Genomic DNA, 12,348 nt, shown 5'->3' with positions numbered 1-12,348 from the left:
TCATAAGCAGGCTTTTTGTTGCTTCAAAACTAAGTATAATTCTACAACACTTGTACTATGGGCCAGATTAAATACACAAAAACCACGGCCCCTAATACAGTCAACAACACTAAAGCGAGCCACACTGACTTAAACGTAAGATCGCTTTTCGAGCTTGATGACAATGCCACCTTAGATACCTTTTTATAACCACTGAACATAGCACTGACTAACTTATCTCCTTTTATGGCATGAATGACCACTGCCAGTATATGAATGGCACTTAGCAAGAGGATAAGGTTAAAGTTCATTTTATGTAGCCAGGTCAATAATCCACTGGTATCAGAACTCACATAACTATAGAGCGGACCTTCGGTAAAAATATCATCAGTCGCAAACAAACCTGTGACTAACTGAAGGCTAATAATCCCAATCAGCGCAATAACCATGTAGCCACCAATAGGATTGTGTCCAAGTACAACAGACATACCTTTCGTCTTAACCTCTTTTAAATAGTCCAACACGACTCTTGGATGATGCACAAAATGGTTAAACCTTGCGGTATCACTACCAATTATCCCCCAGAGGATCCTAAATCCAATAAGGATCAACAAGCTATAAGCAAAAATCTGGTGCCTCTGCATTTCGCCAGCATCAGCACTCCACCATAAAAGTGCTAATAGACACACCATGCCCCAATGGAAAATTCGCGTTGGTAAATCCCAAACTTTAATTTTAACGTGTTCAGTATTCATAAAATGGGCAAGCTCAACATAAACGAGTGAAATAAGTTCAAGTATTTTATCGGAGTTAAGGGGGAAACTTAAAGTAAATATAAGTAAATAAGGACAAAGACTGCGGAGTTATCCCATCGAATATGACTCTATTTAACAGGCAATACAAGGCTTTTGGGCTAAGAATTATTGATATTTGCCTAAGCGATCAAATATCCAGCGAACGATATCTCATCAGTACAAAAGTGTGACGAAGATCTCGTTTTATAGCGTGAACCTTGGTAATCTGAAATCCAAGGAAACAGCAGAGGGTTCGAAATATGCTAAAGATCACTAGCAAACAACTTGAAGTTACAGCTCCTATTCGTGAACGTATTGAAAGTCGTTTCGAAAAACTTTCAAGACATGATGTGCAAATGATAAATCCCCATGTGACCATTACAGAGGAGAAACCAGGTTTCAAAATAGAAGCATCGGTTGGCATCCCAAATGGTGAACTCTTCGCTCAAGCAAAACATGAAAATTTATATACTGCGATTAATGCTATGGGTCAAAAATTAGAGAAACAACTCAATCGCATAACACACAAACCTGAAGCTCTGCGCTTCACATCACTAGCACCAACTACTAATATTATTGAAGTTGACGACGAACAAAATGAGTATGAGGAGGAAGATGTAATATAGTTTAAGTCCACTTAATAGAATACATGTGTCATCTTGGAAAAATAAAGTAGAATTTTTAATTAGATCACAGTTTTTACAAGTACATAGTGAAATTATATTTAATAATAAAAATACACATTAACTAAATAGCCACCACACTGGGGAAGTGGAAAAGTATTTAAACGATACAAAATAAAATAATTTTAAATATGTTAAACTTCAACAATCTGATTCAGGCTTATAACGTAATTTTATATAGCCGCTGTTAGATATAACTAAGGAGCAGTGACAATTTATCATCAAATTTCACAGTGAAAACTAAATAATTTAAAGTTTAATACACACTACTTAAGATTAAGAAGGTTAACTAAAAAATGGAGACAGACATCACATAATTTAACGCTAACACAAGCTAATTACGTTAACTATCGAATAAGAACAAGGAGTTAAGCGCCACGTTGGTATATGTAAAATGTTCTATCAATATAAATGTAGATGCAGGAGGTTTTCACCACATAAAAGTCTTTATTACAAATTATCATTATTACGTAAGGTTAATTGGAATTTAGGTCTAAGCTTTAGTTTTAAATACTTGCAGTTTAAGCACTTGAAAAATCAGGCTGCATTAGTAATATTTTAATTGGTTATCGAAGCTAAACTAACATAGTGACAATCTTAATGAGAGGTAAACTAGCCAAATTATTTATCACACAAAAACAGAATGTAATTTATTATAAAATTCAAGGAAATAGACATACACCACTCAAATTTTAGTTTTAATTTTAATTTTTTACTTGATATTTCAAACGTAAGCATCTATATAATAGTTAACCAACACAGAAAGAGGAGGACATCTAGACTTGATAAAAAATGTAATAGCTACAAATAAAATAGATTTAAATGTTCTATGTTTTAATACGTTAGATTTAAATGCAAAGTGCAATAATGTTAATGTTAATGTTATAACGTAAGTAACAACCTTAAACGCATGATAAGGCTACGCTGTTTTTACAGTAAAATGTACTGAGTACAATCAATGAGCCGTAAATCGTTTATTTTAAAATGTTCCTTTTGTAAGTGGTAGTTTTTAATATTTGTGTAAGTGTAAGTTTTTAATATTGATGTTATAGAAATATGTAAGTGTATAAATGTAAGTATGTAAGTATGTAAGTTCGCTGGTACTGCAAACAGCATGGTTTAAAGGTTATATACTATGCAGCTTAAAGTACTTATTAATGTTCATTGTAAATGCAAGTCGTTATCTAGTTAGTTGTTAACGTTTTACTGTTACACGTAAATGTAAGATAAACGAGTGTTTTACCTTGTCCCATATTGACCATAAGGAGGATAAACTCGCTTGACCATATATAATAATCAAACCAGCGCACCCTCGGGTGCGCTTTCTTTTTGAACTTATTTAAGAAAGTTTTGATTGACAGCTAAGCCCCAGCCCTTTAGCTTTAAGACTATGAAAATAATAACTACAATTTTTTCTACTTTCTTTTTTATACCCTCACTTTAGGAGGCGGATTTACTGTGTAAAAACGAAAGTAAAAATCCAAAGCCTCCCAACTGGGGGGCTTTTTTGTATTTAACGATTAATAAAACACATGGCGGCAATTGAGGTCAGAATGCATACACCACAGCCTTTAAATCAAACCCGAGAGCAGATTACCAATCTGGATAATGAACTGCTGGCATTACTCGCAGAGCGTCGTCGTTTAAGTTTAGAAGTCGCTCGTAGCAAAGAGGTCGATATCAGGCCAATCAGAGATACTCAAAGGGAAAAAGAACTGCTCGCTCGACTAGTAAAAGAAGGACGAGAAAAGGGATTAGATGCCCACTATGTCATCTCACTTTACCAGAGCATTATCGAAGATTCAGTATTGAATCAACAAGCTTACCTTCACGGTCGTGCCAACCCTGAAACACAGAAACAACAGTATTGTATTGCCTACCTCGGTGCTAGAGGCTCTTACTCCTATCTCGCCGCGAGCCGCTACTGCCAACGTCGCCAAGTTGAAATGCTGGATTTAGGATGCCAAAGTTTTAATGAAATAGTGCAAGCCGTTGAGTCTGGGCATGCTGATTATGGTTTCCTGCCGATTGAGAACACATCTTCAGGTTCAATCAACGAAGTCTACGACGTGCTACAGCACACCAGTCTGTCGATTGTGGGCGAAACAACGATTGAAGTCAGTCACTGCTTATTAGGAAAACCTGGCAGTAAATTAGCAGATATCAAAATAGTCTACGCCCACCCGCAACCTATTAGCCAATGCAGCAGGTATTTAAGTCAACACAAAGACTTGAAGCTGGAATATTGCTCGAGCAGCGCAGAAGCGATGGAGAGAGTAAACCAAAGCGCAGATAATAGTGCTGCAGCGATTGGCAGCGCCGAAGGTGGTGCACTTTATCAGCTAGAGTCTATAGAAGCTGGCTTAGCAAATCAGAAGATCAACCAAAGCCGCTTTATCGTGGTTGCCCGCAAAGCCGTTGCCGTGCCTGAACAGTTACCCGCTAAGACCACATTGATTATGGCGACAAGCCAAAAGGCGGGAGCTTTGGTTGAAGCTCTGCTGGTACTCAAAGCACATCAGTTAAACATGAGCAAACTAGAGTCACGCCCGATTCCAGGGACGCCTTGGGAAGAGATGTTCTATTTGGATATCGACGCGAATATCTCCAGTGAATCCATGCAGGCGGGTTTAAAGCAACTCGAGCGGATCACCCGTTTTATCAAAGTATTAGGCTGTTATCCTTGTGAAACAGTCAAACCAACACAGTTGAGCAACCGCCAGTTACTGATTGAACCTAGCACATCTAAGGAGCAAATAATTAGTGAGAATGAGGTAAGCACTAACCCTATTCGATATAGCAAAGCCTATAAAGACCAAGCGAGTGAGATTAACTGCGGTGCCATGTCCATAGGTGCAGGCCACATAGGTGCTATTGCCCAAATGACATTGAAAAATGAAATTTCACATTTAACATTATCAGCGTTTGAACAGCATGTGAAACAGCTTAAAGAAGCAGGATTCCAAGCTGTTCTGCTCAATGCGATTAATCAAATAGCGATGCCGGAAGTGACGATCGCTAAATTACGCCAAATCCTGCATCAATATGATTTAGTATGTATTATCGCTATAGAGCAAGAAGCTGATATGCCGTTAGCCATTCAACACGCTGATATGCTGTTTCTCGCTGGCAAGCAGATGTTTAATCAAACCTTACTCACTCAAGCGGGCACTTTACCTGTACCTTTAATACTTGAACGTAACGAGATGGCAAGTTTTGAAGAATGGCTTACAGCGACTGAAGTGATCTTAAGCCAAGGCAATCAGCAGCTGGTCCTCTGTGATTCGGGTATTAGAACCTTAAATAACGCCAATCGCCCCTCACTCGATTTAGCAAGCCTGATCCAAATTAAAGCTACAAGTCATTTACCCATTTTGATCAACCCAAGTTATGCCGTAGCTGATGATGCATTGCTCGTGCAAACGCAAGGTATTAAGCAGCTTAAAGTCGATGGATTGATACTCAATTACCCACTCGATACCGGTAATGAAAATGAGTCGCTTAACTTAATTAGCACTGTAGTACGGGAGCTGTATCGAGTTAACTAAAACTTTTATCTTGAGTTAAATGTAATGAATTCGAAGTCTGTTAGGGGATAAATGATATTTATTTTATCTCTGATTGACTAAGACAGGCCTGCTAGTTAGCGTGATAACTAACAGGCTTAATATCGTTTAATACCGCAGCCTAATCATCCTTTATGCATTTTCAGAAGAGCCGGCAGCTGTCGATGGTTCGGTAGCTGCATTACTTTTACGGATAAGCCCTGTCATAGTGGAGCCCTGCACTAGAATCGAAAATACGACGACGGCATAAGTCATCACTAACAACAATTCCCTCAGCTCCACACCACCAATAGCATCGATAACAATCCCCTCAGGTAAACTCATCGCCATAGCAAGGGCTAATCCTCCCCTTAACCCACCCCAAATCAGAATTGTCTCTGCATAGGGGTTGTAAGACTTAAACAATCTAAAGCCCAAATAGGGTAATAATACGCTCAAGGCTCGTGCAAGCAGCACAAGAGGGATAGCCATAAACATAAACCACCACAATGGCGCTTTAAAAGTGACGAGTAAGAGTAATAAACCCAGTAACAGGAAGAGTAAAGCATTGAAGAAAGATTCAATCAGCGACCAAAATGTCAGTAGCTTCACTCGCTCGTGACGGGTAAAAAACTTAGGCACACTAAAATTACCTATGATGATCCCCGCGCTCACCATAGCCAAAGGCCCAGAAACCCCAAACACCTCTGCCATTACATATCCTGCGGTTGGAATAAGCAGCGTGACCAGCATCAATTGTGTTTCTTCTTCACAATAGCGGAAAAAATGATGCAGTAAAAAACCCAGTATGCAGCCATAAATGACCCCGCCAACAGCCTCTTGAATAAATAACTCCGAGATATGGATAAACGTTAGCGGTTCAGTGGAGAAGGCTAATTGCGATATCGCCACAAAAATCACTAATCCGATGCCATCGTTAAATAAAGATTCACCTTCCACTTGAATAGCAATATCTTCTGGTGCGCCCATTTTCTTTAAAATAGCCAAAACGGCGATAGGATCGGTAGGTGAAATCAAGGCGCCAAACAGCAAGCAATGGCTGAGTAATAACGGTAAACCCAGCATAGGTGCAAACCAAAATAACAGACCGCCGACAATAAAGGTTGATAATAATGTGCTGACAAAAGCGAGGATTAAAATCTCCCACTTTTGTTGCCTCAGTATTTTTAAGCGGATCTGTAATGCACCAGCAAAAAGTAAAAAACCTAGCATGCCATTGAGTAACAAGGCTTGAAAATCAAGCTTCTCTAATCCTGAAACAAAATACAGATAAACGTCACCGCCTAATGCTTTTCCCCCAAGGAGTAACAACAAACTCACTCCGAGGGCGATAGCCGTAATGGCAACGGTTTCTTGCAGTTTATGGACGCGCGAAGAGATAACTGAAGTGACTAACGCCAGGGCGCAGAGGATACACAGAATTTGGTAACTAGACATAGGAGCCTCTAAATATTATCAATTTAGAGACTCTAGCATAAGTTTAGATTTCTAAACCATCCAATAGACTGAGCCACCCTTTAATGATCCTATGGCAAAACCAAATAATTCCAAAGAAGTAAATCGAAAGACTGAGCCAAGTTTGCGGCACACAATAACCGAGTACTAATAGCCCTAAAAAGGCGATATTAGAGTGCCGTTGCCAACGCAAATGTGATGTTAACAATGGATGACTATGGGATTGGCGTTGGGAAAAATTAATAAACAGACTTAGCAGTACGGGAAGTAATAATAAAGGAAAACCCGACATCAAGGCGTACAACAAATGCCCAAGAGTACGATCTTCAATTTTTGTGGCATAAGTGGTTGTCATTGTCATTGAGAAACTCCAGCCAGACTAATGGACTGGGCGCAAACATCCTACGCCCTTGTCATTAACCTTACGTTCTCACTGAGATAAGCGCAACTAAGGATTAGAAATATTTCCATCCATTTAAAAATGGCACAAATAAGCACTGTACTACTGGCATAATTTCACCAGCAAATTAGAGTTTAAGTGTCACATTGGAGGTTAACGTTGTAGAGCAAGCCAGTACAAATCCAGCCTCAATTTCAGCAGCGGTTAGAGTCATCACACTCGTCGATGCGGTTTCGCCCGCTAATACTTGGCATTTACATGCACCGCAAACTCCCGAACGACAAGCAGCAATAATCGGTAATCCTTCAGCCTCAATCCCTTCCAGTAAACTTTGTCCTTGTTTTAGCGTTGTAGTGCGTTCGCCAATAGACAAGGTAAAAACCACTTGTTCTGAATTTGCATTGGTTTCATCTGAAGACTTATCTTGCATAAGCTGACCACGCGCGGCGATCGAAGCGGTAGCAAAGCTTTCATGGTGTAACTGACGCATATCGAAACTGAGTTCATCCAATAATGCTTTTACTGCCTTCATATAAGGCTCTGGCCCGCATAAATAGAGGGTTCTATCAGCAAAGTCAGGCACTGCAGTTTGTAGCATTTGCGACGTTAAGCGGCCAACATTAACGTTTATTATCGGCGAAAGACGGGTTACGATTTCAGTGTCAGTCTCTAATGCATAACTAAGTTTGAAAGTATTAAAGCGATTCGCCATCGTATCAAGTGACGATTTAAAAATAATATCGGCCTCTGATCTCGCACTATGTACAAAGGCAATATCGGCATTAATTTGGGTGTCGGTCAGATAACGAGACATTGAATACATAGGCGTAATGCCACAACCCGCACTCAAAAAAAGATATTTCTGTGCAGGAATATCAATTAAGTTAAAATGTCCCGTTGGCGGTAGCACTCTTACGCTCTGCCCAGGAATAAGATTATCGATCAAATAGTTAGATACCAGCCCACCCTCGACACGTTTTATCGTCACCATCAAAGAATAGGGCCGTGAAGGCGATGAAGATAAAGTATAGCTACGGCATACTTGCTCGCCGTTGATCTCGAGTACAAAAGTCATAAACTGACCGGGTTTGTAATCGAACTTCATCGGTTCACCCGCTTGAAAACGAAAACTGACCACATCCGCGGTTTCATTCAAGCGCTCAACGCACACCAGTTGATTGACACTTTCTGATCTTTGAGGCGCAACTGATAACACTCCAGTCCCCGCCATCACGTTCATATTCATAGCATTCTTATCCATACAACACTGCGGTTTTATTAAACAACCTAAAACCGCAGTTAAACAAGATTTCTCAGTTGATTTAAGCCACGTTTAACATGGTTTTTAAATCGGCTTCGACTGTCGTGGTATTACGCAAGCCAAACTTATCTTCCAAAATTTTGGCTAAATTGGCCGTCAGGAACGCAGGTGGCGTGGGGCCTGTTCGAATATTTTTAACGCCAAGTGACAACAGCGTCAGCAGTACTACAATGGCTTTTTGCTCAAACCAAGAAAGCACTAAGCTCAGAGGTAATTCATTGATATCACATTCAAACACTTCCGATAACGCAATTGCTAACTGAATCGCTGAATAGGCATCGTTACATTGGCCCACATCGAGCAAACGTGGAATACCGTTAATGTCACCAAATTCGAGCTTATTGAATTTGTACTTACCACAGCCTAGCGTCAGGATTATTGAATCCTTAGGTGTGGATTTAGCAAGTTCAGTGAAGTAGCTTCTGTCTGCTTTATCACCATCACAACCACCCACGAGGAAGAAATGCTTAATTGCACCGCTCTTAACGTTTTCAACCACGGCGGGCGCTGCTGCCATCAAAGCATTACGGGCAAAACCTATGGTGATTTGATGTGGGATTTCATCATAGCTAAAGCCTTCTAAGGCTAACGCTTTATCAATGACAGCCGAGAAATCATCTCCTTCGATATGCACCACACCAGGCCAGCCCACTATACTGCGAGTAAAGATACGGTCGCTATAACTGCCCACATTAGGATCGATAATACAGTTAGATGTCATCACTACTGCACCGGGGAAATTGGTAAACTCTTTCTGTTGGTTCTGCCAAGCACTGCCGTAGTTACCAACTAAATGTGCATACTTTTTAAAGGCGGGATACGCTAACGCAGGCAGCATTTCGCCATGGGTAAATACGTTAATACCCTTGCCTACCGTCTGCTCGAGGATCAGCTCTAGATCCTTCATATCATGGCCAGAAACAAGAATCGCTTTACCCTTAACCGCTTTAGTATTGACGACTGTTGGCTCTGGGTGACCAAAAGCTTGGGTTTCGCCGGCATCAAGCATCGCCATAATGCGATAGTTTAGCTGACCTATATCCATCGCAGTTGTGAATAGCTTGTCTGCATCGACACCCGGCTCACCCAAGAAAGACATGATTTCATGAAAACGCCCCGCCACTTCTGCATCGGTCTGACCGAGCACGTGGGCATGTTCCATATAGGCTGCCGCCCCTTTAAGACCATATAAGCATAATAATCTAAGCCCCATAATATCTTCATGCACTTCATGCTTATCTTTATTCAGCAGTGCAATGGGTGCCTGTGCCAGCATTTCAATTTTATTGGTTCCTAGCACTAACTGAGCCACTTCTGGTACCTGTTCAGCAGTAATACCCGCTTGTGCACATGCGGCCTCGTAAGATGCCTTCAGCTGAGCGCGATATTTGGCCGCTTGCTGGGCATAGGCCATGATGCGTTCGTCATCAAAATTAACGTTCGTTAGAGTAGAGAAAAAAGCTTTAGGCACAAAACTATCAATTTCGGCATCAATAATGCCCATTTCGCGGGCTTTAACCGCATATACAGAAACGCCTTGCAGCATATAAATCAGCAAGTCTTGCAGATCGGACGTTGCCGCCAACTTGCCACACATACCTTGGGAATAACTACAACCATTACCAGCGGGTGTACGAATGGTTTGCTCACACTGAATACAGAACATGGATAGACTCCTAATTTAAATTCATGCTTTATTTTTACATGTTTAAAACTAGTCTACCTAAACACAGCATAAGCGACAGTCATTTTTAAGACGGAATGTTAAATATTAGAGAGCGATCACCTTAAGCAACTGCTAATTAAAAACAAAGATTTTTATCTGATAGGTATAAAAAACGCCCATTAATAATGAGCGTTTTATAGGAGGAGATATTAATAAACTAGTTTATTTTCATATCATTAACTGATTGCAGCATGAGACGACTTTCGCGCTGAAACTGAGGGGCAAAATCTCCAAACCATTTAGCAACGGTTTCAAATTGCTTAATAAACTCATTTCTATCGCCACGCTTAAGTAGGGCTAATGCTTCACGGTAGTTATCTAAATAGTCACTGATTGCATGTTGGCTGTCTTGCTGTGCAAAAATTATATCAGCGTAAAGTTCAGGGCTTTGAGCAAATAAACGCCCTACCATAGCTAACTCTAAACGATAAATAGGCGAGCTAAATTGCAACAGGGTTTCAATATCAGCCTCTTCTTTACATAAGTTCAAGCCATAAACAAAAGTCGAAAAATGGCGCATCGCCTGCACTAATTGCATCGCATTATCGTGACGCTCAGGTTCTGCTTCTACAATGCGCGCGCCCCAAATAGCAATCTGCTCCAGCAGCCATTGGTACTTTTCCGGTGAGCGGCCGTGGCAAACCACTACAACTTGTTTTGCGAGGCTACCAACATCAGGGCCAAACATTGGATGAAAGCCAACAACAGGGCCAGAATGTGCCGCAAGCATGGCTTTTACCGGCTCAGTTTTAATCGAAGTCAAATCCGCTAAAATACAGTCTTTAGGTAACTTAGTTAACTTTTCACGGATAAGCTCGCAAGTGATGGCAATCGGCACAGTCACCAGCACCATACCCGCATCAGCAAATAAGCTATCAGCCTGTTGCCAATCGTCTTTATCAAGAATGTTAACCTGATAACCCGACAACTTAAGCATCTGTTGAAACAAGCTGCCCAACTGACCTTTACCACCCACAATGACGACAGAGCCTAAATCAGTTTTGATTTGCTTAAAGCCAACGTCTTTCTCATTGAGATAAGATTCACGCATCAGGCGGCGTAAAATATCTTCAATTAATTGCGGGGCTATGCCCATTTTTTTCGCTTCATCACGGCGTTTAGCCAGCATAGCGGCTTCACGCTGAGGCGCATAAATAGGTAGTCCAGCGGCGTGTTTTACGGTGCCAACCTGCGCCACCAAATCCAAACGTTTGCGCAGTAAATGTAATAACTGTTGGTCCGCACCATCAATCAAACCGCGTAAGTGTTCTAAGTCGGCGGTGGTTCTCTCGTTCATTGATAAAGTCCATTAGGCTGTGGCTAATTTAAGCTACGGCGGCGTTAAGTACCACAAAGCGTGTAGGGAGTACTGAAGATAACTTTGATGCCCCGTTACGTAAAATAGTTTCTGTTTTTTGCCAGTTAATACAGGAGTCTGTTACAGAAACACCATACGCTAGCTCATGTAGTGGTTTATCACAACTTTGATTGCCTTCATTTAAATTGCTTTCAAGCATTACGCCGATAATCGATTTATTGCCGTTGTAAATTTGTGCAAACACATCTTCGCATACACTCTTTTGTCGGCTGTAGTCTTTGGATGAATTACCGTGGCTACAGTCAATAATCAAGCGTGCATTGAGCTTAGCTTTATGTAATTGAAGCTCGCATTCTGCTACGCTGGCGGCATCATAGTTAGGCGTTATGCCGCCCCGCAAAATCACGTGACCATCAGGATTGCCCGCCGTTTGTAATAAGGCCACTTGGCCCTGCTGATTAATACCCATAAACCTGTGGCTGCTGGCGGCAGATTTTAGCGCGTTAATCGCGACCTCGAGCTTACCATCAGTACCATTTTTAAAACCGACAGGCATAGACAAACCAGACGCCATCTCTCTGTGGGTTTGCGATTCTGTGGTGCGTGCACCAATTGCCGACCAAGTCACTAATTCAGATATGTACTGCGGGCTGATAGGGTCAAGCGCTTCGGTTGCGACAGGTAGCCCCAACTCGGCAAGCCAAATCATCAACTCTCGAGCCATTTTCAAACCCTTTTCAACATCGAAGGACTCATCCATGTCAGGATCGTTAATCATGCCCTTCCAACCGACGGTAGTGCGCGGTTTTTCAAAATAGACTCGCATCAAAATGTAAAACTCATCGCTGAGCTCATCGTGTAGCGTTTTAAGCTTTAAGGCATATTCTTTGGCGGCGGCGATATCGTGGATAGAACAAGGGCCTGTGACGATTAATACGCGGTTATCACGTTTATGAACAATATCGGCAACGGTTTTACGGGCATTGAGGATATAGCGATAAGCATGCTCAGAAAGTGGCAAGGCATTCTTAAGCTCTTGCGGGGTAATTAATACTTTCTCTGAACTAATGTGTACGTTGTTAATCGTATCTTGTTGCATGCTTACC

9 protein-coding genes and 1 other annotated feature are annotated in these 12,348 nt (G+C 41.3%); of the genes, 2 read left to right on the top strand and 7 right to left on the bottom strand.

The window, feature by feature from the left end:
• Positions 1-41: 41 nt before the first annotated feature.
• On the bottom strand, positions 42-734 hold the full coding sequence (locus ACRN9H_RS13175; RefSeq protein ID WP_432314300.1) for a cytochrome b/b6 domain-containing protein: 693 nt from the start codon (positions 732-734) through the stop codon (positions 42-44).
• A 299-nt stretch (positions 735-1,033) separates the two neighbouring features.
• On the opposite strand from ACRN9H_RS13175, the gene hpf reads away from it, so the two are divergent.
• Positions 1,034-1,399: a ribosome hibernation-promoting factor, HPF/YfiA family gene (gene hpf, locus ACRN9H_RS13170; protein ID WP_432314299.1), complete on the top strand. Its 366-nt coding sequence runs from the start codon at positions 1,034-1,036 to the stop codon at positions 1,397-1,399.
• Between the two features lie 1,452 nt (positions 1,400-2,851).
• Positions 2,852-2,968: a sequence feature (Phe leader region), on the top strand.
• 41 nt (positions 2,969-3,009) lie between these two features.
• Entirely contained in the window at positions 3,010-5,004 is a 1,995-nt protein-coding gene (locus ACRN9H_RS13165) for a chorismate mutase (protein WP_432314298.1), read from the top strand.
• Positions 5,005-5,154: 150 nt separating this feature from the next.
• Here ACRN9H_RS13165 and ACRN9H_RS13160 read toward each other — a convergent pair whose 3' ends face one another.
• The 6 genes from ACRN9H_RS13160 to ACRN9H_RS13135 form a co-directional block, all read right to left on the bottom strand.
• On the bottom strand, positions 5,155-6,459 hold the full coding sequence (locus ACRN9H_RS13160) for a cation:proton antiporter (RefSeq protein WP_432314296.1): 1,305 nt from the start codon (positions 6,457-6,459) through the stop codon (positions 5,155-5,157).
• A gap of 43 nt (positions 6,460-6,502) precedes the next feature.
• The gene (locus ACRN9H_RS13155) at positions 6,503-6,838 is read right to left on the bottom strand and encodes a hypothetical protein (RefSeq protein ID WP_432314294.1); all 336 of its coding nucleotides are present in this window, start codon (positions 6,836-6,838) and stop codon (positions 6,503-6,505) included.
• Between the two features lie 166 nt (positions 6,839-7,004).
• Positions 7,005-8,138 (bottom strand): FAD-binding oxidoreductase, encoded by a 1,134-nt coding sequence (locus ACRN9H_RS13150; RefSeq protein WP_432314293.1) that lies wholly within the window; start codon positions 8,136-8,138, stop codon positions 7,005-7,007.
• Between the two features lie 61 nt (positions 8,139-8,199).
• Positions 8,200-9,864 carry a hydroxylamine reductase gene (hcp, locus tag ACRN9H_RS13145; RefSeq protein WP_432314291.1) on the bottom strand — a complete coding sequence of 555 codons (1,665 nt, stop codon included), beginning with the start codon at positions 9,862-9,864 and terminating at the stop codon, positions 8,200-8,202.
• 217 nt (positions 9,865-10,081) lie between these two features.
• The gene (gene tyrA, locus ACRN9H_RS13140) at positions 10,082-11,221 is read right to left on the bottom strand and encodes a bifunctional chorismate mutase/prephenate dehydrogenase (protein ID WP_432314289.1); all 1,140 of its coding nucleotides are present in this window, start codon (positions 11,219-11,221) and stop codon (positions 10,082-10,084) included.
• Between the two features lie 28 nt (positions 11,222-11,249).
• Positions 11,250-12,341, bottom strand: coding sequence for a 3-deoxy-7-phosphoheptulonate synthase (locus ACRN9H_RS13135; RefSeq protein ID WP_432314287.1), 1,092 nt, complete (start codon positions 12,339-12,341; stop codon positions 11,250-11,252).
• Positions 12,342-12,348 lie beyond the last annotated feature (7 nt).

Origin of the sequence: Shewanella sp. MF08487 (assembly GCF_050848685.1) — a bacterium.
GTDB classification, from domain to species: Bacteria; Pseudomonadota; Gammaproteobacteria; order Enterobacterales; family Shewanellaceae; genus Shewanella; species Shewanella glacialipiscicola.
Note: the sequence above shows the minus strand (reverse complement) of the source record. Positions and strands in the feature narration are given on the sequence as shown.

Bases quoted from the DNA above. Each gene is read 5' to 3' on its own strand.
- ACRN9H_RS13175 (WP_432314300.1), bottom strand. From the start codon at position 734: ATGAATACTGAACACGTTAAAATTAAAGTTTGGGATTTACCAACGCGA.
- hpf (WP_432314299.1), top strand. From the start codon at position 1,034: ATGCTAAAGATCACTAGCAAACAACTTGAAGTTACAGCTCCTATTCGT.
- ACRN9H_RS13165 (WP_432314298.1), top strand. From the start codon at position 3,010: ATGCATACACCACAGCCTTTAAATCAAACCCGAGAGCAGATTACCAAT.
- ACRN9H_RS13160 (WP_432314296.1), bottom strand. From the start codon at position 6,459: ATGTCTAGTTACCAAATTCTGTGTATCCTCTGCGCCCTGGCGTTAGTC.
- ACRN9H_RS13155 (WP_432314294.1), bottom strand. From the start codon at position 6,838: ATGACAATGACAACCACTTATGCCACAAAAATTGAAGATCGTACTCTT.
- ACRN9H_RS13150 (WP_432314293.1), bottom strand. From the start codon at position 8,138: ATGGATAAGAATGCTATGAATATGAACGTGATGGCGGGGACTGGAGTG.
- hcp (WP_432314291.1), bottom strand. From the start codon at position 9,864: ATGTTCTGTATTCAGTGTGAGCAAACCATTCGTACACCCGCTGGTAAT.
- tyrA (WP_432314289.1), bottom strand. From the start codon at position 11,221: ATGAACGAGAGAACCACCGCCGACTTAGAACACTTACGCGGTTTGATT.
- ACRN9H_RS13135 (WP_432314287.1), bottom strand. From the start codon at position 12,341: ATGCAACAAGATACGATTAACAACGTACACATTAGTTCAGAGAAAGTA.